The organism is Paenibacillus sp. FSL P4-0338, assembly GCF_038002365.1.
Classification (GTDB): domain Bacteria; phylum Bacillota; class Bacilli; order Paenibacillales; family Paenibacillaceae; genus Paenibacillus_AQ.
Genome location: NZ_JBBOCG010000001.1, coordinates 46,664 through 71,619, shown reverse-complemented (window position 1 = coordinate 71,619; position 24,956 = coordinate 46,664). Strand labels below are relative to the sequence as shown.

17 protein-coding genes are annotated in these 24,956 nt (G+C 54.2%); 8 read left to right on the top strand and 9 right to left on the bottom strand.

Annotation, left to right across the window (positions count from 1 at the left end; translation table 11 throughout):
* Positions 1-138 precede the first annotated feature (138 nt).
* Positions 139-666 (top strand): hypothetical protein, encoded by a 528-nt coding sequence (locus MKZ07_RS00275; protein WP_036692779.1) that lies wholly within the window; start codon positions 139-141, stop codon positions 664-666.
* 86 nt (positions 667-752) lie between these two features.
* Here the strand turns inward: MKZ07_RS00275 and MKZ07_RS00270 are convergent, their stop codons facing one another.
* Positions 753-1,130 (bottom strand): DUF423 domain-containing protein, encoded by a 378-nt coding sequence (locus MKZ07_RS00270; RefSeq protein ID WP_036692776.1) that lies wholly within the window; start codon positions 1,128-1,130, stop codon positions 753-755.
* Between the two features lie 167 nt (positions 1,131-1,297).
* Here MKZ07_RS00270 and MKZ07_RS00265 point away from each other — a divergent pair, with 167 nt between their 5' ends.
* Positions 1,298-1,708 carry a hypothetical protein gene (locus MKZ07_RS00265; protein WP_036692773.1) on the top strand — a complete coding sequence of 137 codons (411 nt, stop codon included), beginning with the start codon at positions 1,298-1,300 and terminating at the stop codon, positions 1,706-1,708.
* Positions 1,709-1,794: 86 nt separating this feature from the next.
* On the opposite strand, the gene MKZ07_RS00260 is transcribed toward MKZ07_RS00265, so the two are convergent.
* Both MKZ07_RS00260 and MKZ07_RS00255 read right to left on the bottom strand, forming a co-directional pair.
* Positions 1,795-4,071, bottom strand: a complete 2,277-nt coding sequence (locus MKZ07_RS00260) for a copper amine oxidase N-terminal domain-containing protein (protein WP_341023951.1) — start codon at positions 4,069-4,071, stop codon at positions 1,795-1,797.
* Positions 4,072-4,270: 199 nt separating this feature from the next.
* Positions 4,271-4,699, bottom strand: a complete 429-nt coding sequence (locus tag MKZ07_RS00255) for a hypothetical protein (RefSeq protein WP_051493281.1) — start codon at positions 4,697-4,699, stop codon at positions 4,271-4,273.
* Between the two features lie 172 nt (positions 4,700-4,871).
* Here MKZ07_RS00255 and MKZ07_RS00250 point away from each other — a divergent pair, with 172 nt between their 5' ends.
* From MKZ07_RS00250 to MKZ07_RS00225, 6 genes are all read left to right on the top strand, one after another.
* Positions 4,872-5,516, top strand: coding sequence for a methyltransferase domain-containing protein (locus tag MKZ07_RS00250; RefSeq protein WP_076155084.1), 645 nt, complete (start codon positions 4,872-4,874; stop codon positions 5,514-5,516).
* A gap of 233 nt (positions 5,517-5,749) precedes the next feature.
* Positions 5,750-12,469 carry a DUF7507 domain-containing protein gene (locus MKZ07_RS00245; RefSeq protein WP_341023948.1) on the top strand — a complete coding sequence of 2,240 codons (6,720 nt, stop codon included), beginning with the start codon at positions 5,750-5,752 and terminating at the stop codon, positions 12,467-12,469.
* A complete protein-coding gene (locus MKZ07_RS00240; RefSeq protein WP_036692772.1) occupies positions 12,466-14,151 on the top strand; it encodes a DUF11 domain-containing protein in 1,686 nt (561 codons plus the stop codon). The genes MKZ07_RS00245 and MKZ07_RS00240 overlap by 4 nt, the downstream gene beginning before the upstream one ends.
* 115 nt (positions 14,152-14,266) lie before the next feature.
* A complete protein-coding gene (gene yhbH / locus MKZ07_RS00235) occupies positions 14,267-15,427 on the top strand; it encodes a sporulation protein YhbH (protein WP_036692770.1) in 1,161 nt (386 codons plus the stop codon).
* Positions 15,428-15,726: 299 nt separating this feature from the next.
* Positions 15,727-16,062 carry a PadR family transcriptional regulator gene (locus MKZ07_RS00230; RefSeq protein ID WP_445670260.1) on the top strand — a complete coding sequence of 112 codons (336 nt, stop codon included), beginning with the start codon at positions 15,727-15,729 and terminating at the stop codon, positions 16,060-16,062.
* Entirely contained in the window at positions 16,062-16,637 is a 576-nt protein-coding gene (locus MKZ07_RS00225; protein ID WP_036692764.1) for a DUF2812 domain-containing protein, read from the top strand. The genes MKZ07_RS00230 and MKZ07_RS00225 overlap by 1 nt, the downstream gene beginning before the upstream one ends.
* A 440-nt stretch (positions 16,638-17,077) precedes the next feature.
* Here MKZ07_RS00225 and MKZ07_RS00220 read toward each other — a convergent pair whose 3' ends face one another.
* The 6 genes from MKZ07_RS00220 to MKZ07_RS00195 all read right to left on the bottom strand — a co-directional run bounded on the left by MKZ07_RS00220 (position 17,078) and on the right by MKZ07_RS00195 (position 24,902).
* The gene (locus MKZ07_RS00220; RefSeq protein ID WP_036692763.1) at positions 17,078-18,583 is read right to left on the bottom strand and encodes an alpha-glucosidase/alpha-galactosidase; all 1,506 of its coding nucleotides are present in this window, start codon (positions 18,581-18,583) and stop codon (positions 17,078-17,080) included.
* Between the two features lie 152 nt (positions 18,584-18,735).
* Positions 18,736-19,632: an AraC family transcriptional regulator gene (locus MKZ07_RS00215; protein ID WP_036692930.1), complete on the bottom strand. Its 897-nt coding sequence runs from the start codon at positions 19,630-19,632 to the stop codon at positions 18,736-18,738.
* A 168-nt stretch (positions 19,633-19,800) separates the two neighbouring features.
* Positions 19,801-20,493 (bottom strand): Type 1 glutamine amidotransferase-like domain-containing protein, encoded by a 693-nt coding sequence (locus MKZ07_RS00210; protein WP_051493279.1) that lies wholly within the window; start codon positions 20,491-20,493, stop codon positions 19,801-19,803.
* Between the two features lie 80 nt (positions 20,494-20,573).
* Positions 20,574-22,625 (bottom strand): methyl-accepting chemotaxis protein, encoded by a 2,052-nt coding sequence (locus MKZ07_RS00205; RefSeq protein WP_341023939.1) that lies wholly within the window; start codon positions 22,623-22,625, stop codon positions 20,574-20,576.
* Between the two features lie 118 nt (positions 22,626-22,743).
* Positions 22,744-23,592 (bottom strand): sugar ABC transporter permease, encoded by an 849-nt coding sequence (locus MKZ07_RS00200; protein ID WP_036692759.1) that lies wholly within the window; start codon positions 23,590-23,592, stop codon positions 22,744-22,746.
* Entirely contained in the window at positions 23,589-24,902 is a 1,314-nt protein-coding gene (locus MKZ07_RS00195) for a sugar ABC transporter permease (RefSeq protein WP_036692757.1), read from the bottom strand. The genes MKZ07_RS00200 and MKZ07_RS00195 overlap by 4 nt, the downstream gene beginning before the upstream one ends.
* Positions 24,903-24,956 lie beyond the last annotated feature (54 nt).

Below are 24,956 nucleotides of genomic sequence, written 5' to 3'. Positions count from 1 at the left end.
TAGTTCATAGAGAAATTGAAGGGCCGGAAGTCCTTATTTCTATGCAAGAGGGTATATAATTTCCGCTTATTTAGTGGTATAGTTTATATACTAATTTAAATTAAAGAAATCGTGACTAACGATTACGCTGGGGGATTAATGGATAAGAAACTACAACACACCGACGGCAATTATCTATTCAATGTCGACATCCTGATTAATGCCCGTACGAACCCGCTTGCGCTGCAGTTCCTGCTTGAAATGTTGAATGCCAGCGACAAAGTCACGGATTTCAACATCAACTCCGGGCTGGAGCTTGGAAGAGCCATTGATCATCTGTTGAAGTCTGCAAAAATGGCTCTGAAGAATGACGCCTTCACACCTGCTCCGGTGAAATTGCCGGAGAAGCCGGCAGACCCTCCGGCAGACAAGCCTGCGGAGAAGCCAGCAGCCAAGAAGCCGGCGGCAGCACCGGTAGAAACTCCTGCTGATGTATTCGGCAAAATCAGGCAGTACATTCAGAATAACCAGCTGGTCCGGCTGCGTGCGAACCGGCACGGCAAGCAGGTGTCCATGCCTTGCCGTATTCTGAACTTTGACGAAACGGCGAATTCGCTGAGTGTATACCATGTGGACGAGAAGCAGGTCTACACCTTCAAGCTTAATGAAATCGATGAATTCCTGTAAGACAAAGAAGCACCTGCTCCAGGTTCCCTGGGGCGGGTGCTTCTTTGTCTTACAGTTATTGTCGAATACAATGCTCCAGCTGTACTTCACTTCTTGCGCGAGAAGGCCTCCAAGGCCAAGCAGAGCCAGCCCGCAATGAAGCATACGCCTCCCAGCGGAGTAATCGCTCCGAGAACTTTGATACCGGAAATACTTAGGATGTACAGGCTGCCCGAGAACAGGATCACCCCGGCAACCATCAGCCGCCCTGCCCAGCGCAGACGGACACTTTCGCCCCATTGCCCTGCGGTAAGCCCGATAAGTATCAAGGCCAGCGCATGGAACATATGATACTGGACACCCGTCTCGTACACCTGCAGATAGTGCTCACTGATTTTTGGCTTCAGGATATGCGATCCAAACGCGCCGATGGCAACAGACAGCATACCCAGCAAGGCTCCCCAGCCTATCAATCTTCGTTGCATGGATACACAACTCCTTCCCTGAGTTGAACTCCTCCTATCTTAACGTATCTGCTCCGCCTTTTGCCAGCCGCATCATTCAGAGCATATATGCCCTGAAGACTTGCATTTAGAGCGGTGTTATGATGAAGTGGTAGTAATAACCTATTATATCCCAAGGAGTGCAGCCCATGGATTATCATTCACCTCCCGAACAAGACACGAATCCGGATTATGTATACCAGGAGAACAAACGCGACTTTAAGCACTCCGGTCCCGGTATCGCTTCGTTCGTAATTGCTCTGCTCACACTGGTCTGCTATGCCATTACCTTAGTGTATGTAGGAGCGCAAGCGTCTTCTCTGATGAATGAGCATAATAAACTGATTGCCGATTCGGCAGAAACGATCATGTATCTGGGTCTGACCATGCTGATCCTTGTCGCAGTGAATATCATCGGGGCGGTTACCGGAATTATCGGTCTGACTCTGCGCAGACGGCGCAAGGTATTTGCTGTCATCGGCACCATCATCAATGCGGGCTTCCTGCTCCTGTTCATGCTTCTGCTATCCGTCGTTCTGGTGAATGCAGGAGCGTCCTAATAACCGTTCTACAGCAAACACAGCATATCCCCTCGAACCGGGACATGCTGTGTTTTGTTGTGAAGCCATATAGCAGTGCTGGACACTTAGATCTCGAACTCTTCGCTTGAGTCGGACAGTCCGCCATTCTGCACTCCAGAGCTGTTGGCTACGGCAAGCACGTATACCTTATATTTGGTGCCTTTCACTATTGGATTACCGTTAATGTCTTTCGCTGCAGCCGCTATCGAGAGATTGCTTCCGTTAGGGACTGCTGATCTATAGTATGAGGATTGCACGCCAAGGGCTTCTGTACTGCCGAAGCTCTGCTTGGAAGGGACGGCGAATACCCGGTATTCGGAGATATTCGACTCACGGGAGGATTTGGTGAAGTTAACCACAACTTTGCCGTTATCCATGCCGTAGGTCACATTCGTCACGGAGGTGACAGGTAGCTTAGCCGATAAGCTAATAGCTGCCGTTCCCTCCGACAATACGTTAGCTCCCTGGTAGCTGCCGTTTCTGACAGTCAAGACATATACTCTGTAGCTGATTTCCGGCTTGATGGCCGTGCCGCGGACGTCTTTGGCTGAGGCATCAAGCACCTGATTGGTGCTGTCCCCGGATGTACCTGCGGTAGTATAATTCCCCGCATTGTTCGCATCCGACAAGCTGAAGCTGTTGTAGTAGTTCGTTGGCACCACCAGAATCCGGTAATGGCTGATGTAGGATTCATCTCCGGCATGATTGAACGATACTCTCAGATCACGGCCGTCTCCATAATCGTTCACATCACTCACACTTAGATTCGATATGGCACTGAGGCCGGAGGTATTCACCAGCGTAATCGCCGGAGAAGCAGCAGATAGCACATTCGAGCCCGAATTGTTCCAGTTACCTGCCGCGAGCACATACACTTTGTAGCTGGTTCCATTCCTGATCAGGGATCCGCGCACATCTCTGCTGGAGGAGCTCAGAATCTGTTCGGTATACGTTCCTGATGTGTTTACCGCCGTATAATTGGCACTGGATACGTTATTTGCATCATTTAAGCTGAAGCTGCTGTAATAGTTCACAGGCACAACCAGAATGCGGTACTGACTGATATTGGTCTCGTCTGAAGCATGGTTAAAGGTAACCTTCAAATCCCGCCCGTCATTATAATCGTTCACATCGGTCACATTCAGGTTGGATACCCCTGCATTGGCGAGTGTAAAGGCCGTCGAAGCAGGTGACAGCACATTATTCGCTGCATTGCTGCTGTCAACCGCCAGTACATATATCCGGTAGCTGACACCCGTCTTGATCAGCGCTCCATCTGTATCTCTGGAGCCTGAGGTGAGGTTCATACTGATATTGTTGCCCGTCTTGTTGAGCTGCGTGTAATTGCTGCTGGAGACCGCATTAGCTCTGCCCAGATCAAACACCTGGGTATTCGACGCTTTGACTACGAAGATCCGGTAAGAGCTTATCTTGCTCTCATCGGCCAGCTTATTGAAGCTGACGGAGAGATCGCGGCCGTCCCCGTAATCACTGGTATCTGTTGCCTGGACGGTGCCCAGTGCCGGAACTGCCTTGTTCTGCAATGTAATAACGGCAGATGCACTGGAGAGGGCACTGGTATTATTGCCTTTGCCGACTGTTACTACATATACGCTATATCCCTGATTATTCTTAATCAGGTCACCATCGATCGTTCTGGCGGCAGCGTTCAGCTTCACAACAGGATTGGCTCCTGTTACCAGAGCAACGGAGTAGTTATTGGAACCTACTGCCAGTGCAGACGACAGGTTCAGTGAAGTACCAGTCTTGGCGACAAGCACGCGGTATTGATCCACCAGCGATTCGTCGGCCGCACGGTTGAAGCTGACCTGCAGATCCCGGCCGTCTCCATAATCGCCGATATCCTGGGCGGTTACCCCCGATACCGGAGCCGCATTCCCGCCTACCGGAACCGGAGTGGTGATCGTTACAATCTGCGCAGCCGGATTCCAGCCGACCTCGCGGCCGAGCGCTTCACTGACGAACCGGGTAGGCACCATTGTGCGGCCCTTCAGATTCTGGCCCGGCACATCCAGGCTGACTGCCTTATTGTTGATAGTTGCGATCTTGGAGCCAATCTTCAGTACAATCGTTGTATCATTCTGGGAAGCAGTTACTGTCTGTGTCTTCTGATTCCACTTGATGTCGGCATTGAAGGCTTCAAAGATAGCCCGCAGCGGTACCATGGTCCGTCCGTTCACCATTACCGGCGGCTGATCGGTGGACAAGGTCACTCCATCAATAATAACTCTGATGGGTTTGGCTGCTGCCTGGGCAGGGGCCTGAAACAACATCGGGAACACCAATAATCCTGCTACAATCGAAATCCATAACTTTTTCACAAGCTCACCCTCCCGGATAGGAAACATCTCTCATTTTTCTATCTCTTTGACGCAAGCTGGGCAGAAAAAGTTTCTCTCAAATCCGGTTACAAAAAAATAACTTTTGGAGCCGGTTCCAAAGACAGCAAAAAGACTGCAACAGGAGGGTACCTATGAGGTATTCCGCCATTGCAGTCCTGGTTCCGGGTACTCTGCCGAATCAGTCCGCTTTGGTCAGACTGGACAATACCCGCTGAATCACGACAGGATCTTTTCCGACTATTTTTTCCACATAAGTAAATACTACAGGTTCATCCATCTCAAGCCCTTCCGGCGCCTCCTCTGTACCTGCACCGAGTTCAAAGGCCGTCGGCCCTTCTTCTGTCACAATCTCCACGGAATGGGTATCTATCTGCCCGACATAAGTGCCTGAGCCTTGAATCTTCTCTGACTCTGCGGCTGCGGAAGGACTAGACTTAAGCACCGGACTGGCGAGAGGTACCGCCGCCGTCTGTACAGGGATGACCGAAGAGCCTGCTGAGGACGATTCTCCGGGGGCTTCCGCCGGGCTGTTCCCGCCACAAGCCGTCAAGGTGAGCATCAATGCAGCGATTGCTGTCATAGCGGGTAGCGTACGCTCTAGTCTCATGATGTATGCCTCCTCTGCTTAGTTGTGTGCTGCTTACCTTACCTAAAGATTACCCAGCAAGCCGGGTAGTGTAAACTTGCCGTTACGGGCTGGGCATCAGCCGTACGCACAGAAGCGCCGGACTAATACAATAGATGAAGAGCCTTATTCAGCATTTGAAGGAGTGGTATCCTTGAGAATCGATATCGGCTGCGGCCCCGGCAAAGAGTCCGGGTATCTGGGAATCGACCGCACACAGTACCCCGGGGTGGATATCGTCTGCGATATTTGCGAAGGAATCCCCCTGCCCGACAATACGGCCGAATTCGTAATGGCCAGCCGGGTCATGCCTTATGTGAACGATCTGTTTACAGCGATGTCAGAGATTTATAGAATAAGCACGCACCAAGCGGTTGTGTGTATTCTCTCACCCTATGCCCATAGCTTCCCGCATGCCTCCAATCCTATGTTTAAGCAAAAGTTCGATGAGTATACCCCCCGTTATTTCACCGGAAGTTTCTTCCAGCCCCATCAGAGCCCGCTGTGCCCGGAGATCCCGGATTATCCTGTGCCGCTGCCGCCGTTTGACTTCAGACTGCTGCGGATGGAGCTGTTCTATCAATATCCTTATGACGACAATCTGTATGATACGGAGGAGCTGGAGGTGCTGAAGACGCTGCAGTCCAATGTCATTCACGAAATTATGTACCACTTCGCCGTCATTAAGCGGGAGATTACCGATGAGGAACTGGAGGCGATGAGCCGGAAGGTACTGCCTGAACCACAGTCGCTGCTAGAACGCCGGCTTCGGCTGCAGAACAGGAAATATATGTTGTAAACTTTTGGGATGGACATACAAGATTGCTCAAAACTGGACATAGGCTAATACAACACAAGCAAGATCGCATATCGGCTTCCCGCAGGAGCCGGTCTGCTTTTTTTTTGAAAATAGAAGAATTTATTTGTTTCACATGATAACTTATCCTTCTATTTCTCGCTGAAACGGTACCGTCCTTTACAAGGACGGCAAAGCCGTTTCCACTTGCTGTCTGAGCTTCTATTCAAAAGGAGGTGAAAATTATTCCTCTAGTCGTTCGGTCTACGGTTAACGCAACTGGCGCCATCACTTTTACAGGCAACACACTTGGACTTAGCCGCTCTGATGTTGTCGGTGTACCGGGTACACAGGACAGTATCGGAGGCTTCTCTACGATCAATACTGCTTCTGTATTCGGCACTTACCCTGCCGGCACTACCAGTTTATATCAGAGCAACAGTTCAGCAGCAGTTCTAGTACTCCCTGCCGGAAGCACGGTTCTGTATGCCGAGCTGATCTGGGGCGGTTCCTATGTTAACGGCAACGTCAATCTCACTACGGCAATCAACAACCCTGTATCCTTTACTACACCGCTCGGGAACACGGTCAGCGTCACCCCCGATTCAGCCACAGCCAATTCGGTGGATCTGGGTGGCGGGGCACTCGCGTATGTCCGTTCCGCCAATGTCACCAGCACCATTCAAGCCTCCGGTGCCGGAACCTATGTCACTGGCGGTGTAGTCGGGACTATTGTTATTCCTGGTGATTCCACTGCCAACCATGCGGGCTGGACACTTGCCGTCATCTACCAGAATCCGTCGCTGCCCTTCCGCAACATGTCTCTGCGTGCAGGTGCGGTCCTTGTCCAAGCCTCCTCGGCGCCGGTGGTCACCACCATTACCGGCTTCGCCACACCAGTCACCGGTGCGCTGGGCGGACGTATCCAGTTCAGCGCCCAGGAAGGAGATGCCAACCGATCAGGCGACCAGGCGCTTTTCGGCCCTACCTCCGCCACCCAGGTCGCCCTGTCCGGGCCTAATAACTTTGCCAATAACTTCTTCGCCTCGCAGATTAACAATGATACCGGCAATCTGAATACGACCGGCACGTTCGGCACCCGCAACCAGACTAACGGCAGTCCGGGCTCCAACATTGTCGGGGGGCGGCAGGGCTGGGATATCACGAATGTGGATGTATCCGCGCGTCTGGTCAATAACCAGTCCTCCGCACTCCTGACCTTGACTACTTCAGGCGATGCTTATGTCGTTAACGCCAACGGGCTGCAAATTGACATCAATGCTCCCAAGATCTCCTTGGCCAAAAGCGCAAATGTCGCCGGTACCATCGTTGGCGATCTGGTCACCTACACCGTAACGGTCAACAATACCGGTACGGCAAGTGCAGCCAGTGTTGTATTGTCAGATACTTTACCGGCAGGTCTTACTTTTGTCGCAGGAAGCGTGGTGGTTGCCGGTGTTTCCAGGCCGACTTATGATATAACCTCCGGCATCCCGCTGGGATCACTGGCCCTTGGCACTTCTATAACGGTTACCTATCAAGCCAGGGTGACTTCCTTGCCGAATCCGCAGTTCGTCCCCAACACAGCCACCGCCGCCTTCACCTTCCAGAGTGTGGCCGGAGGCCCGATTGTGAGCGGAGTTATTCCATCCAATACACAATCGCTGCCGGTATATTCTCCGGTTCTCGGCATTGTCAAAAGCGCCAATACTTCCAACGCAACCGTCGGAGACCAGATTCTCTACACCCTGCAAATCTCCAATACCGGCAATATCGGCGCCACGACTACGCTCACAGATAACATTCCTGCCGGCAGCTCCTATATTCCGGGAAGCTTCACGGTAAACGGTACGCCCGTGGCGGGTAATCCTGCCGCCGGGATCGCCATCGGCACCATCGCAGCAGGAGGAAGCTCGACCGTCCAGTTCCGCGTGCTGGTGAACAGCCTGCCCTCTCCTCCGCAGCTCGTTGACCAGGCTACAGCCGCCTATACCTTCCTGGTTCCGGACGGGCGGACCGTGAACGGTACGGCAGCCTCCAATACGCTCACCATACCGGTTCGACTGCCGAATGTCGCACTTGTCAAAAGCGCCAGCTTCCCGGATGTCGCCGTAGGCGATACCCTGCAATATACGTCTGTGGTTACTAATAACGGAATTGTCGCCATCACGAATGTTGTGCTCTCTGATCCGATACCTGCAGGCAGCACTCTAGTGCCTGGAAGTGTGGTGGTGGCGGGAACCGCGCGGCCAGCCGCTGATCCGGCTTCGGGGATATCTGTCGGCACCATTGCGCCAGGGACCAGCGTAACAGTAACCTTCCAGGTGAGTGTCAACTCTGTGCCGGGAAGCGGCCAGCTCGCTAACCAGTCATCGGCCTCTTACAGCTCGGGGTCCTTCAACGCCATCACACAGTCCAACACAACCTTGACTCCCGTATACCAGCCCGTGATCGGTATTACCAAAAGCGCAAGCCCCGGCAGCGCCACGGTTGGGGGAAATGTGCTGTATACCCTGCAAGTCCAAAATACCGGCAATCTCGCAGCAACGGTAACCTTAACTGACACGATTCCTGCCGGGTCTGCCTTCGTCGCCGGAAGCGTCACAGTGAACGGCGTGGTCCGTCCATCAGATTCTCCCGTAAGCGGAATTCCGCTCGGGTCCGTAGCACCGGGAGCCGGCTTGACCGTAACCTTCCTCACCACTGTTCAATCCCTGCCGTCTCCGGCAACCTTGACGGACCAGGGCAGCAGCAGTTACACCTATCAGTTGCCCAGCGGACGCTCTCTGTCCGGCGGAAGTGTATCTAATACAGTGACTATTCCAGTCTCTGCCCCGAACATCACGATTCTCAAAAATGCCAATCTCACCTCTGTGGCTGTAGGCGAATATCTTACTTACACCGTCTCCGTATCCAACCCCAGCGGTGTAGCTGTTAACAATGTAGTGCTATCTGATCCGGCTCCGGCAGGCAGTGCCTTTGTAGCGGGGACTGTCACGGTGAACGGGACGGCCGTACCCTCTGCCAATCCAAATGCCGGGATTGCTCTCGGTACACTTGCTGCGGGCGCAACAAGCATCGTTGTCTTCCAGGTTAATGCGACCTCTATTCCAAGCCCGCCACAACTGAGCAACCGGGCCAGCGCCTCATTTACGGCCGGCTCATTCAGCGGAACGGCCCTATCCAATACAGTGTCTACCCCGGTCTTCATTCCAGTCATTGGACTTGTCAAAAGCGTAGGCCCTGCGCAGGCCTCTGTAGGCAGTCTGCTCTCCTTCTCCATCCTGGCCAGCAACACCGGCAATATCGCGGCCATGCTGAATCTGACTGATGCCCTGCCGCCGCAGACGGTATTCGAGACCAACAGCGTAAGTATAGGCGGGACGCCGCTGCCTGGGTATAGCCCATTAACGGGCATTCCGGTGGGGCCGCTTGCTCCCGGAGACAGCGTCGTAGTCAGCTTCCTTGTTACGGTTACTGCGCTCCCCCCGAACCAGCAGCTGCCCAATACCGCAGCGGCCTCCTACACGTTCACCCTGCCGGATGGGCGTCAGCTTGGCAGTAACACCGTGTCGAACACCCTTACCGTACCCGTCTCGGCACCAAATGTCAGTGTGGTCAAAAGCGTCAATGCCATTGATGCCGTCACCGGTGATATCCTCACCTTCACCTCCGTGCTGACGAATACCAGTATTGCCTCTGTCAGCAACATCATTCTCAGCGATCCCTTGCCAGAGAATGCAGCGTTCCTTCCCGGAACCGTAATTGTCGGCGGCGTCTCCCAGCCGTTGGCAGTTCCGTCCGCCGGCATCCCAATCGGCAGCCTGGGGCCTGGAGCCTCCGTTGCCGTCACATTCGAGGTGAGAATAACCATGCCGATTCCTTTACAGGTCAATAACCAGTCGACCGTCAGCTTCACCTCCGGGGTCTTCTCCGGCTCTTCATCGTCCAATGTTACCACCACACCGGTCACACAGCCGCAGATCTCGCTTGTCAAAAGCGCCAGTGACCTGAACGCCACAGTTGGCGATACGGTCATTTATACCGTTGTGGTCAGCAATACCGGTAACCTGGCCGCCAATGTTACCTTAACCGACAATATCCCGGCTGGTACTACCTTTGACCCTAACAGCGTCATTGTCGGCGGTTTTCCTCAGCCGGGGGCTGCACCGGATACCGGAATTACTGTCGGAACTGTCGCTCCCGGGGCAAGTGTACCGGTCAGCTTCACGGTCTTCATCGTGTCCCTGCCGTCCCCGCAGCAGCTGGTCAATCAGGCAGCTTCTACCTATACCTTCACACCGCCTGACGGCCGGCTGCTCAGCGGCAGCGCCGTCTCCAATACTGTAACCATCGCCGTCTCTGCCCCCAACCTGTCGGTGGTCAAGAGCACCGCTTCCACTTCAGTAGCAATCGGTGACACCATTGCCTATTCCGTCGATATCACGAATAACGGGGCAGACCCGGTAAACAATGTGATCCTCAGCGATCCAACACCGGATGGAGCCACTTTTGTGCCCGGCAGCGTGTCCGTGAACGGGGTTCCTTTCCCTAATGCCCATCCGGCATCAGGGATTCCAGTCAGTACGCTTGCCTCTGGTGCCTCAGCCGTTGTCTCTTACAGTGTCACCGTCGCCTCCGTACCCGCAGATGCCTCCATTGATAATGAGGCGAGTGTCACTTATACCTCAGGTGTCTTCGCCGGCTCAACCTTCTCCAACCCTGTGGCGGTCCCCGTCTTCCAGCCGGAGATCGCAGCAGCCAAAGCTGCAAATACCACCAATGCCACAGTCGGGGATACCGTGACCTACACCATCAACATCAGCAATACGGGCAACTATGGAGCCAGCCTGACGGTCACGGACAATATTCCGGCCGGTACTACCTTTGTGACCAACAGCGTTCTGATTAACGGCCAGCCTCTGCCGCAGGCCGATCCTTCCACCGGAATCGCCGCAGGTACCATCGCTCCGGGAGCGACTGTAGCTGTCACATTCTCGGTGGTCATCACTTCATTGCCATCGCCGCAGGTTCTGGTCAACCAGGGAACCGTGGCTTCCAGCTTCACCTTGCCGGACGGAAGAACCCTGGGAGGCTCTTCCCTCACGAATACCGTGACCCTGCCGGTCTCGAACCCGAACCTGGCTGTCGTCAAAACTACGGCAACCACCGCAACCAATATCGGAGACACCATCACGTATTCCGTAACCTTAACCAACAACGGTATTGCGACAGTCAATAATGTGGTATTCACGGATGCTCTGCCTGCCGGGACCGCCTTCGTTCCGGGCAGCGTGCTCGTGGATGGCGTGGCACGCCCTGCGGCTTCACCGGCTACGGGGGTGACCATAGGCAGTATCGCTCCCGGGGCTTCCGTCACAGTGGCCTTCAACGTGACGGTTACAGCACTGCCTCCTTCCGGGTTACTGAACAATCAGTCCTCAGCCAGCTTCACTTCCGGCGCCCTGTCCAGTGCGGCCTTCTCCAATATTGTGACCACTCCGGTATTCCAGCCGATCATCGCTGCAGCCAAGAGCTCCAGCGCTCAAAATGCAACGGTAGGCGACACCATTGTGTATACCGTCAATGTAAGCAATTCAGGCAACTATGCGGCCTCAGCCACGCTGACCGATACGATTCCGGCAGGTACAACTCTGGTTCCGAACAGTGTGCTGATTAACGGCTTTCCTTCTCCGGGTGCTGATCCTGCTACCGGAATCACCCTGGGCAGTATTGCAGCCGGCGCAGCGCTGACCGTAGTGTTCTCCGTAGTGATCGACACGCTGCCGGCCAGCCAGCAGCTTAGCAATCAGGCCATCCTCGCCTTCAACTATACGCTGCCGGATGGACGCGTCTTCAACCAGTCCGCCAGCTCGAACATCAATCTGATTCCGGTATCATCGCCGGATGTTCTTGTAGCCAAGAGCACTACTGTAATTGATGCAGTCCCGGGGGATACCGTTCCGTACAGTATTGCAGTCACCAATAACGGCATTGCACCGGTTAATAATGCCGTGCTGAGTGATCCCATTCCGGCCGGCTCTTCCTTTGTGGCCGGCAGCGTAGTCGTGGACGGCACTCCGCTGCCGGGGGGCAATCCGGCAAACGGGATTTCGCTCGGAACCATAGCTCCGGGAGCTACCGTTCTGGTTACCTTCAACATCCTGGTCAATACACTGCCCAATCCGGCCACACTAAGCAATCTGGCTTCCGTCAGTTTCACCTCCGGCGCATTCTCAGGTGCCTCTTATTCCAATACGCTGGTCACTCCGGTATTCCAGCCGGTTATCGGCATTCTGAAGGCTGCCGATACCACGAATGCGACGGTGGGAGATACCGTCACCTATTCACTCAGCGTCACCAATACAGGCAATCTTGCGGCTGTCGTCACCTTAACAGACTCCATCCCTGCAGGAGCTGTATTCATTCCGAACAGCGTACTGGTTAACGGCCAGCCCGTTCCCGGCGCTGATCCGACTACCGGAATCAACCTGGGTACAGTTCCAGCGGGCGCTACTGTTACCATGCTCGTCACCCTGCAGGTTACGCTGGCTTCCCTGCCTTCACCGCAGCAGCTGGTGAACCAGGCCGCCGCAGCCTTCACCTTCACGCCACCGGATGGCCGCTCGCTCTCCGGATCTGCCGTATCGAATACGCTGGTCATCCCCGTCTCTTCACCGGACGTAACCGCAGTTAAGAGCACTCCGGCTGTCGATGCGGTTGTCGGTGATATCATCACTTATACGATTGCCGTCACCAACAACGGCATTGTTCCCGTCAACAACGTGGTCCTCGTTGACCCGATCCCGGCCGGCAGCCAGTTCGTTGCAGGCAGCGTAACTGTAGACGGCACTCCGCGTCCCGGAGCAAATCCGGGCACCGGTATCCTGATCGGAACGATCGCACCGGGAGCAACCTCAACGGTAACCTTCCAGGTTCAGGTCATCGTCATATGACAGACGGCTCAGGGCTTCAGCCTGTCGTAAGTAATCAGTCCATGGTTCTATACAGCTCGGCAGAGGGCACGGACTCGGTTACCTATTCCAATACCGTCAATACGCTTGTCGTGGGTCCGGTATTATCGCTGCAAAAGCAAGCAGACCGTCAGATCGCCTCCCTGGGGGAGACACTCGTCTATACAGTGACCGCCAGGAACAGCGGCAATACCGGGGCGGTTGTCACCATCACGGATGTGCTTCCCCCGGGTGTCTCGTTCGTTGCCAATAGTGTGCTTAGAGACGGTGTCCCCCTTCCGGGGATCACTCCGTCTTCCGGCATTCCCCTTGGCATTCTCGCCCCCCATTCGGGGGTCAGCATCGCCTTCCAGGTCATTGTCATCTCGCTTCCGCCTTCACTCGCGCTGCATAACAGAGCGGTTGGCACGTATTCCTTCAATACACCTGAAGGCAGAGCGGTGAACGGGGAGATCCGCTCCAACCCTGTTAGTGTCTCCCTGCTGTCCTACCAGTTGTCTTCCCTGCTCTCAGCCAGCACCCCCACGACCTTCATTGGGGATGTCGTCACCTACACCCTTCAGCTCAGGAATGAAGGCACCCTGCCGCTGACCACAGTCATTGCTATGCTTCCCGTTCCGGAAGGCACCTCCTTCCTTCCCGGAAGTGTTATCGCTGGCGGGATTTATCAGCCTGAGGCCGACCCGGCTTCAGGCATCGGACTGGGTTCGCTCCCTGCAGGAGCAGCCTCCGAGGTCTCCTACCGTGTCCGGGTGACCTTGAATCCTCCAGGATCAGCGATTCTTGCGAACGCGCAGATCTCTTATCAGGCTAATGACAACCGAACCTCCACCACAAGCAATACGGTTCAGATTACGGTCATCCAGCCCGGATTATCGGTAAGGCTGAAGGTTGATCTCTACAGCGCAGCGCCCGGTGACAACTTACGGTACGAGTTCATTGTGAATAACAGCGGCAATCTGGCTGTGAACGCGCTGCTCACGGACGCCGTTCCGCCAGACGTACTGTTTGTCTGGGACAGCGTCCGTGTGGACGGGATTCCCCAGAAGGGCCTCCGCCCCGGGGACAGAATCCCGCTGGGCACTTTACGGGCAGGCGCTGTTGCTGTGGTTGATTTTCTCGTATCCATTCCGGGTGCCACCGATATCCGCCAGACTCCGGCTATTCAGAATCAGGGAGTGGTCCAGTATACATTCTCCCTGCCGGACGGGCGCAATGTCGGGCAGGTCTCCCGCTCAAATGCGGTGACCACGTTGCTGTTCACGCCCATCATTTCTATTCAGATTCAGGGTGAGCCGCCCGTTATTGAGCCTGGAGGCATCGCTGAATTCAACATTCAAGTGTCCAACAGCGGGAATTATCCGGCTGAAGTCTCAGTGATCCGGATTGTACCGCAGGGTACCGTCATTGATCCTGATATCGTTACGATAAGCGCCACTGTAATACCCGGTACACCGTACAGCGGAACAGTTGCTCTGGGAACGCTGCAAGCCGGGCAGACGGTCACACTCACTTATTTTGTCAAAATAAATACGGATTATATGGGCAAGGATCTTCAAGGCTCTGCGGCTGCCCTGTATGTGTTCACCATCGATGGACGACGGTACTCTGGCGAAGCCCGTTCCAACACCTACAAGTTGCTGATGGAAGAAATCAGTGAATAATACAGCTCACATATCCACCATCTCCCTGAATATACTTTAGTTACAACCTGCTGCATTTGTCTCAGTCTCAATAGTGACAATACCGAATAATACAGTCCATGGGAGGTGGTCATCCTTGTCCCAGCCGTCCGGTCCATACGCTTTTGTCGTCTCCAAAGAAGACTGGTCCCTTCACCGCAAAGGCCATCAGGATCAGGAGCGTCACCAGCAAAAGGTCAGAGAAGCCATCAAGGGCAATCTGCCCGATCTGGTTACTGAAGAGAACATTATTTTGTCGGGCGGCAAGCAGATTGTGAAGGTGCCGATCCGCAGTCTGGATGAATACCGGATTATCTATAATTTTCGCAAGCAGAAGCATGTCGGACAGGGAGACGGCGAGAGCCAGGTAGGCGATGTCCTCGGGCGTGATTCCCAGTCGGCCCAGCCGGGCAAAGGGGATAAAGCGGGCGATCAGCCGGGAGCGGATACCGTTGAGGCCGAGGTCGATCTCGAGGATCTGGAGGATATTCTGTTCCAGGACATGGAGCTGCCCCATCTGAAGCCGAAGGATAAGGAAGAGATTGAAGTCAAATCGATTGTCTTCAATGATATCCGCAAAAAGGGCATGATGTCGAACATCGACAAGAAACGAACGTTACTTGAGAATCTGCGGCGCAATGCCAGCAGCGGCAACCCTGGAATACACAGCATCAGCCCCGATGATCTGCGTTACAAGACCTGGGATGACATCACGGTCCCTCACTCGAATGCCGTGATTATTGCCATGATGGACACCTCGGGCTCGATGGGTACTTTTGAAAAATACTGCGCCCGCAGCTTCTTCTTCTGGATGACCCGCTTCCTGCGCCGCCAGTATGAGAAGGTGGATATCGTATTCTTGGCCCATCATACGGAAGCTAAGGAGGTCAGCGAGCATGACTTCTTCACCCGGGGCGAGAGCGGGGGGACGATCTGCTCCTCGGCGTACCAGAAAGCACTGGAGATTATCGACAGCCGCTATCCGCCTGCCCAATACAACATCTACCCCTTCCATTTCTCGGATGGCGACAACCTGACCTCCGACAATGAACGCTGTGTCAAGCTGATCGGCGAGCTGCTGAAGCGCAGCAATATGTTCGGCTACGGTGAGGTGAACCAGTACAACCGCAGCAGCACTCTGATGTCCGCCTACCGCCACCTGAAGCAGGAGCAGTTCATGCATTATGTAATTAAGGATAAGAAGGAAGTCTATCAGGCGCTGAAAGTTTTTTTCGGCAAAAAGGTTACTGAAGCTTAAGCAGCCTGACATTAGACTTGTCAGCCCGGGCCACCCCGGGCTATGCGCATTTTTGTTGTGAGTTCCCGCCCCGCCCTGCCGCTTCTTGCGGTGTGCGGGGTTTTTGTGCGGTTTTTTTGTGCTGGCTTGGAACTTGCGCCGCATAAGTCTGTTGACTATTATATCGTCAGCCGATATAATAACTATATCGGTTGACGATATAACGACAGATGGTATACCGTCAGATGCTATAACGCCGAAGGATACAAAGGAAATGACCTGGTCTGTGGAATGAGACCCAAAGATGCAAGATAAGGAAGGTGATAGCATTGTCCGGCAACAATGAATACGGGGCGCTGACCGAAGGCGTCTATTATATCCTCTTGTCCCTGCTCACCCCGATGCACGGCTACGGCATTATGCAGAATGTGAAGCTGCTGAGCAATCAGCGTGTAGAGCTGGGGGCAGGCACGTTATACGGAGCGTTAAGCACGCTGGTGGAACGGGGCTGGATCAAGCTGCTGGCCGGTGGAGAAGATTCACGCAAGAAGGAATATCAGATTACGGAGCTTGGCAAATCGATAGTCCAGAGTGAAATGACAAGGCTTGACGAGTTGCTCACAAATGGAAGAAAGCTACTGGGAGGCGAAGTGTAATGAGTCAGGTGGTACGCAAATTTTTCATGGATTTCGAGAAGGAAGAAGCGTGGCTGAATGAGATGTCTGCCAAGGGATGGGCACTGGTGGAGCATTCTTGGGCCCGTTATGTGTTCGAGGAGAGCGCCAAGGGGGAGTATATTTACCGGATTGAGCTGCTGGAGAAGGACCCTAAGGAGGCGGCAGGCTACTTGCTATTCATGGAGGAGACCGGGGCCGAGCGTGTGCCGTCCGGGCCTCCTACCAAGGCCAATCGTGCATTTATGAACCAGCGCTGGGTGTTCTTCAGAAGGAAGGCCTCGGAAGGCCCCTTCCAGATCTATACCGATGCGGATTCCAAAATCAAACACTATCAGCGAATCTATAAAGTCTATCTGTCCCTTGCGTTCCTTGAGCTGATCATCGGCTCCTTCAATATCATGCTGATTATGCTGAATACTTCCTCTAACATCTACAAAATCAACCTCATCGTGGGAGTGTCCGTTATCATTCTGGGCCTGTTCTTCGTGTGGCTCAGTTTGCCGGTCCGCCGCAAGATCGCGCGGCTGCAGCAGGAGAAGCTGATCCGAGAGTGAGGGGTTACTTGATGGCAGCTAACAAGTGGAATAGTGCTGCTTATTTCTTCAACTTCTTACGATTATAGGTAAACAAGTGGAAAAACAGCATCTGCTAGGGCCGGTTTTGCTCCGAGTGGGCGCTATGCAAACATTTAAGTGTTGTTTTTCCAACTCTTGCCGGAATATCGTAGATCCGTTCGATAACAAATGCCCAAGATCCACCTATACCCCCATTGCGGCAAGCAGAGCAGTTTTTCGCATACATTCGGCGAAGCGCCTACCCTGAGTAAATTGTGTTCGGTTTTTCGCATACACATACATCCGTACCTTACGCGCTCATGCACATCCTCCTCCACCTATGCCAAAATTAAAGGGCTATCCCAAGCAGTCATTTCATGACTTTGGGACAGCCCTCATTCCAATATTTCTTCGCTTCGTTAGACTGATGCCTGCTCCGCTTACTGCACCTTCTCGCGGTCCTTGCCCTTATCGGATTCCCCGGCGTTCTTGTTCGCGGCCTCGCGGTCCTGCATCATCTCGTCTACTGACTTCACCTTGAGGCGGGCGGCGCCTTCGTTGCCGGCATTTGTGGGGATCAGATCACCAGAAGCTAGGCGTTCCTTCGCTTCTGCAATGGCTGCGCTGTACTGTGGCAGCCACTGTTCTCCGGCCACCAGCATCTCGTCAACCATCTGCCAGATCTCCTTCGGATTGCAGACGGCACCGACCAGCGGGTCCATCATGAACGCCTGACGCAGCAGCTTGTCGTCACCATGCACTGCCGCCTCCACCGCCAGGCGCTGCACGGAGATACTCACGTTGCAGACTGCCGCCAAGCCGAGCGGCAGGTCGCCAACCAGCGGCATTGAGATGCCGTTGCGGTCCACATAGCCCGGCGCCTCAATAATAGCATCATCCGGCAAATTGGTGATCACGCCGTTATTCACCATATTGAAATGGCCTCTGTACACGCGTCCTGTCTCCAGTCCTTCAATAATGAACGAGCCATGCTCCTCGCCGCGCTTCTCCGGGATATACTCCATCGCCGGGTCCTTCATCCAGTTCGGAAAGTCTGTCTCGAACCAGTTGCGGCCTTCGGTACAGATCCGCAGGTAGCCGCCCGTCTCGCCGTTAATCCATACCCCCATATCGATCCAGTCCATGATCTCCTCGGGGCGCTTGCGGTACCACGGAACGTATTCGCTTAAATGGCCGTTCGACTCTGTACTGTAATAGCCGAAGCGGCGGAGCATATCAATCCGCACCTTCTCCGTGCGGCTGTAATCAGGATGTTGCTCGAAGGCTTCCAGAAGACCAGCTGTCAGATCCTTGCCTTCATGCTTCGCGGAGATATACCAGGTCTGGTGATTGATCCCGGCACAGATAATGTCCACCTGCGACTTCTCCAGACCATACACCTGGGCGATCTGCTGATGTCCATGCTGTACGCCATGGCAGAGCCCGATGGTCCGCACACCGCCGTATTTATTACAGGCCCAGGTCAGCATAGCCATCGGATTCGAGTAGTTCAGCAGCAATACATCCGGCGCAGCTGTCTCACGGATATCACGGCAGATCTCCAGCATCTCCGCAATCCCGCGCTGCCCGTACATAATCCCGCCTGCGCACAGCGTATCTCCAACACACTGATCCACGCCATACTTCAGCGGAATATCCACATCGGTAGCGAAGGCCTCAAGCCCCCCCATACGAATAGTACAAAATACGTACTTGGCTCCCCTGAGCGCTTCCCTGCGGTCCGTGGTGGAAGAGATAGTGATATCCAGACCATTCTCCTTAATATCCCGCTGGCACAGCTCGGTGACCATGTCCAGGTTATGGCTGTTTATATCCATGAAGGAAACTTCGATATTACGGAATTCCGGCACAGTCAGCAGATCGCGCAGCAGTCCGCGGGTGAAACCGATACTGCCTGCCCCGATAAAGGTTACTTTAAAAGACATAATAATCATCCTCCGGCAATGAATTATTGACTCCTGTCCATTGTAGCAAGGAGGCTGCCGGAAGCGTAACCAATATCATGACCATTTTGCAGATAACCTGTCAACAATCCTAACCTTATGTGCAGGAGGACAATCACGGCATGGACACCTAGCTATTCTTCACTCCAGTAATGGCGTTCGATAGAGTTGCGGTATTCGATAGGAGTACAGCCTGAATATTTCTTGAATAGCAGATGAAAATATTGCCTGCTGCTGATCCCCACATAGTCGGCAATCTCCGCTACCGGAATCTCGCCCTGTCCCAGCAGCATCCGGGCTTTCTCCATACGCAGCTGGTTCAGGTAGTCAGTCAGGGTCTGCCCTGTGTGCGTCCGGAAGATGCGGTGCAGATAGCCCGGGTGAACATTCACAGAGAGCGCGACTTCCTTAACCTGGAGGCTCCGGTCATAATTCTGATGCAGGAACTCGATGGCCCGCCGCACATAGAGCTGTGAGGGCTGCTGGCTGGCCGGAAGCGATTCCCCCCGCAGTCTGGCGAGCCGCAGCAGCAGCTCCACGAAGAGCAGATGCACCATACTACTCCCCTTCCGCCCGCGTTGATCCAGCTCCAGCACCAGCGCTTTTAGCACATGGAAAACCTCCTCCTGATCGGACAACACCAGACTGTCGAACGGATGCCGCAGCAGCTCTGCAAGCATTTCCTCCTCCCGGGCCAAGCTGCCAATGGAAGGAACTACGCCCTCATATTCGGTAAAAGCAAATTCCACATTCAGCATCCGGCAAGAGGAGCCCTCGTCCACGATCAACCGGTGCGGCACCTCCGCATCCAGCAGAATCATCTCTCCCCGCTTCAGCCGGAAAGGTGTGTAGCCACCAGCTTCACTCCGCACCTCCACTACACAGCTGCCTGAGATAAGATACATGATCTCCGTGGAGTTGTGATGATGGTAAGCCATCGTATAATTGCTCCATTGCTTGTAGTAGTAAGCCAGAAAGTGCGGGCTGTAATCCCTCTCCAGCAACGCCTGTTCAAATAGACTGCCATTCATCTCCGCTACGCCGCCCGCCTCCCCTCTGCCATTATCGATAGCACAAGTGTATCGCTTGATCGCAGGCAGGACAAGCAGCGGGTTGCCACTCCCCTGACCTATCCATTTTATCCCGGCGCAAAAAAACAAGAGCAGAAGGCCCGCGCCCTCTGCTCCCATTCATCATTCTCAGTGAATCTTTGTTAATATTCCATTCACCAGACTATACACCCCGCCGCCCTCTATCTCCTCGGGCTGTCCATTCAGCAGGTAGATGCCGGTCTCTTCATCAATTCCGTAATTCGGCAGCTCGCCGAGGGTACGGACCGCTGTCCGTAGATGCTCCTCCTCATCCCACTGCGTGAAATGGACGGATAGCAGCAGATCAGGAATCAGATTGAGGCCCTTGCGGTGTTTGAATTGTCTGCTCTCATTATCCTTGGCAGAAATTACGCAGCGCTCCGGGCTAATCAAGGCTCCTGCCGAGAATCCCGCAACCGGTATTCCAGACTCATAACGCTGCCGGATCACTTCAGCGATAGGGGTATCCACAATGAGGTCGGCATACAGATCCGTATCCCCGCCCCCGATGACGATCCCGCCGCAGGCCCGGAGGCACTCTATAGCAGTATTCACCTCAGTAGACTTCAGCGGCAGATAACAGAATTCGGCTATCCCTGCGTCAGCCAGCGGCTGCATACAAGCAGCCATATAGTCTGGCCAGTCTTCCCCTTCTTCAAACAACACAGCGACAGGTTCTGTGGCTGCTGTCATCGTGCTTACGAACCTCCGTGCCAGTCCACGGGTAAACGGCGGACCGCCGCCGTTCAGAAATAAATGCTTGTCCATGACATCACCTTCAGTATTCAAGATATCCTGCATCTAACCTCATCCATCTTATAGAAAAGCGCAGGTTCCCGCAATACGCTTCCTCACCCGCTCCCCCTCATCCTTGTATCCCTTCATCCCTGAAAAGAAATCATCGACTGCTTCAGCTGCTCCGCCAGCCCCTCCAGTCTGTGCGAAAGGGCGACCAGCTCCCTGCTGACCGTGAATTGCTGTGAGGACATGGACGCCACCTCTTCCGTAGAGGCACTGGTCTGCTGCACCACCGAGATCACACTCGCCATGGATTGTCCCAGCTGCTGCTGGTATTCGGTCAGCTCGGAGACCGCCGCCGAGGACTGGTTCAGAACTCCGCTGAACACCTCCATCTCGGCCCTTACACTCCCGAAGATGAGTGAGGATTCCCGGACCGAAGCCAGCTGGCTGTCAAACATCGGCGCAGCCTCATTCACAACCTTGACCGTATTCTCGATATGGCCGCTGATCTCCCCGGTAATCCGGGAGACGGAGGCAATCGACTCGCTGGATTGATTGGCCAGCTCTCTAATCTCATTGGCAATGACAATGAAGCCTCTCCCGGCGGCACCGGCGCGCACGGCTTCAATTGATGCGTTCAACGCCAGAATATTCGTCTGCTTATTCATCGCAATCATCGGAGAGAGGATGCTGCGGATCAGCACCGTGCTATCCCGCAGCATGGCTGAATTCTCCTGAATCAGATCCATCAGCTTCAGCACACCTTCGCTCTGCGAGACCAGCTTCTTCATCCGCTCCGCTCCCTGGTCGCTGACCTCCATGACCTTCCTTGCGGAAGCAGCCATAACTGCATTATTCTCTGCCACTTCGCTGGTCTTGCCGCCCATCAGCTCTACCTTGGCATTGCTGCTCTCTGCCTCGGCCGCCAGACTGGCGGCTCCCCCGGCGATTTCGCCAGTGGCGGTTGCGACCTCACTGGCCTGGCCGCTAATCGCACCGGAAGCGGCAACGAGCTGCGCGGAGGTCGCTAATACCTCCGCAGCCGAGCTGCTGCTCTGCCCGGCCATCCGGGAGATCTGCTCCATCATCCGGTTGAAGCTGTGGCCCAGCCGCCCGATCTCATCCTGGCCCTTGAAGCTGGTCCGCACCTGCAGATTGCCCCGCTCGCCCTCTTCCATCAGCCGGGCCAGCTTGCCAAGCGGACGGCCGATCAGCCGCACCAGGACATAGCCGATGACCAGACCAATTAGAGCGGCAGCCAAGACTACCAGCAAGGTAATATAGAGCAGCCGGTCGGCCGATCGGGTGAAATCACTTACCGGAGCGTACCCCAGCAGCGTCCAATCCGCCGTACTCAGCGGCTGGTAGACTACAAGCTGCGGGCTCCCCTGCTCCTCCTTCTTCTGCACTCCGGTCTGCTCCCCGGCCTTCAACTCTCCGGTATGTATGTAAGATGCCTGCCCGAGCAGCACATCGTCCGCGCTGTACGCAACCCGGCCCGAAGAATCGAGAATGCGGATCTCTCCGGCCAGCCCGATATGCAGGTTGGACAGCACATCTGTCAGCGCCTGGCCCTTCACCTCAATCAGCATGTAATACTCTGCCGCCGGATTCTGAATATTCCGCAGCAGACGGCCCATCGTCATAGCGGACTGGCTGTACGCGTCGAAGAAGCCTTTAGCCCGGACGGGGAACCAGACGGGATTGCCTTTAGCATTATCAATCTCCTTCATCCGGGCCAGGATGCCTTCATCACTGCGAACTCCGCTAATTCCCGTCGATTTGTAGGATTCGGCGTCGACCATACTTCTTGCGACCAGCCTGACACCAAGCAGCCGCTCATCCGATCCTCTGACGGAGTCCAGCTTGCGGCGTATCCGGTCCTCTGCGGCTGCCCGCGCAACCGTACCGGCGGTTGGAAGATTAACCGTCTCCATGTCAGCCTTTAGCGCCGGATCTACAGCGAATTGCCTGGAGAGCGCTTCATATTCAGCGAACAGGAAATCCAGCTTGTCCGCCGCCTGGACAATGGACTGTGAGGAGGCAGCTGCCACCTCATCGGTAATGATCCCTTTTGCCGCATAATAGGAGGTTAAGCCCAGAACTGAGGACAACAGGACAATCGTACAGAACAGAATTACGAATAACTTGACGCCAACCGAGCTGAAATTAATGAATCGCCGCCGCTGCATTACATTCTCCCCTTATCATCCAGATCACGATTTCTCCACGTAAGAAAGGTGCAGCCCCTAAGAACTGCTTCAAGGCCGCACCCGTTATTCGTACATACATTGACTAATTGTTATTTCCCTATCCCTTGCTGGCCCCAGCCGTCAGGCCGTCAACCAGCAGACGCTGCAGGAAGCCGAAGAGAATCATAATGGGTACAGAGATCAGCACGGCGCCCGCCGCGAACAGCGTGAAGTTGGAATTCTGCATCGTATTGACCATATCCCACATCCCCACGGCAACCGTCCAGTTCTCCTTGGTCCGCAGAATCAGCTTGGCGAAGATGAAATCGACCCACGGGCCGACAAACAGGGTCAGCGCTATATAGGTGATCATCGGACGGGATAACGGCAGAATAATCCGGGTAAAAATCCCAAAGTTGCTCGCCCCGTCGATCCGTGCCGCCTCATCCAGTGAACGCGGAATCGTGTCCAGGAAGCCCTTGGCGATCAGCGTTCCTCCGAGCGGCGCTCCGGCCGCATAGACGATAATCAGCGCCAGATGGGTATCCAGCAGATTGAACTCCTTCAACAGCAGATAGATGGCGATCATGCTCATGAAGCCCGGGAACATCCCGAGGATGAGCAGTGTGGACATGGTGGTCTTGCGGCTTTTGAACCGGAACCGGGATAAGGCATAGCTGGTTAACAGCGTCAGCACCAACCCGATCAGCATCGAGAACACCGCAATCTTGAGCGTGTTCGCATACCAGGTTCCAAACATATAGACCGGTGAGGTAAACAGCTCTTTATAGTGGGCAAGGGTGAATGTCTCGGGAATCAGCGTCTTACTGTACAGGGATTTACCCGGCCGGAACGATGCAAGCAGTATCCAGAGTGCCGGATAGATCGCAGCAACCGCCAGTGCAACAAGAACGATATAGCTTAAGCAGAGACGAATAAAATTCGCTGCCTTGCGTCCGATGATCATTGAATCATGTCCTCCTCTTGGAACGATTTGGTCCGGCGGTAATTGTACAGGGAGAACCCGGCAACAATGAGGAACAATATAATGCCGATAGCAGACGCCATATTATTCTTGTTCTGATCCAGCGTCAGCTTATACAGCCAGGTGACGAGCAGATCCGTCGAGCCGGCGTACTGGTAGTTCCCGTTCACCGGGTTCCCTCCTGTCAGCAGGAAGATTGCATTGAAATTGTTGATGTTCCCGGCGAACTGCATGATCAGCGTAGGCGCGGTGGAGAACAGAATCATCGGCAGGGTGACGATCCGGAATTTCTGATAATTGGTCGCACCGTCCACCTCAGCCGCTTCGTACATATCGCGGGGAATAGTGGTCAGCACCCCCATAATCAGCAGCATGGATACCGGGATACCCACCCACATGTTCACCACAATGACTGTAACCTTGGCCCAGAACGGATCTGTCAGCCAGGGCAATCCATTCAGCCCGAAAAAGCCGAGATACTGGTTGATCGGGCCGAACTGCCCGTTAAACAGGTTGCGCATCAAGAGGAGCGAGATCATCTGCGGAATGGCATAAGGAATGATCAGGAGCATTCTCCACATGCCCTTGAAGCGTATCCCTTTTTGGTTGATCAGCAGGGCAACAAGCATCCCGCCGAAATAAGTTGTTATTGTGGACAGAACCGCCCAGATGACGGTCCAGGTAAGTACGCCGTAAAAGGTATGGCTCCAGGTTTTCAGCACCAGCAGATTGCGGAAGGTCTCAAAGCCCACCCAATCCACCAGCTTGGCCGGAGGGATGTGATTCGGTGCGGCATAGTTGGTAAAAGCCAGCATGATCATAAAGAAGATCGGCATAATGGTGAAGAACAGAATTCCAAGCCCCGGGAGCAGCAGGAAGCTCTGGGCAAATTTATAATCCAGAATATAACGTACGGATTGTGTAAATGTATGCGATGGACGGCCGTTTTCGCGTTCTGCTCCGGTTTTATAGGCATCCCTAATATTCATGTACCAGACAATCAGGAATAACACAAAGAACAGCAGGGTAATCAGACTTTCAATCAGAATGACGATGGAATGGTCCCCGGGCACCATTTTGGCAATTCCCTTTACCTTTTCCAGACGGCTTGGAGATTCCCCGAGTGTGGTGATCCCCCAGAAGGCTCTTCCCAGATTGCTAATGAAATAGATAAGTGCCACAGCTTCTACAGCCATGAACATAAGCCCTTTGATGAATTGGCGGTTATATATTTGTCCCAATCCCATAAAAATGGCCGACAGTATTCCAGCTCTCGCTTTGTGTCGCTGCATTTCCCTTCCGTTCTCCTCTCCGTGCGGAATTCAAGGAAACTGCCCGCCGCAGGC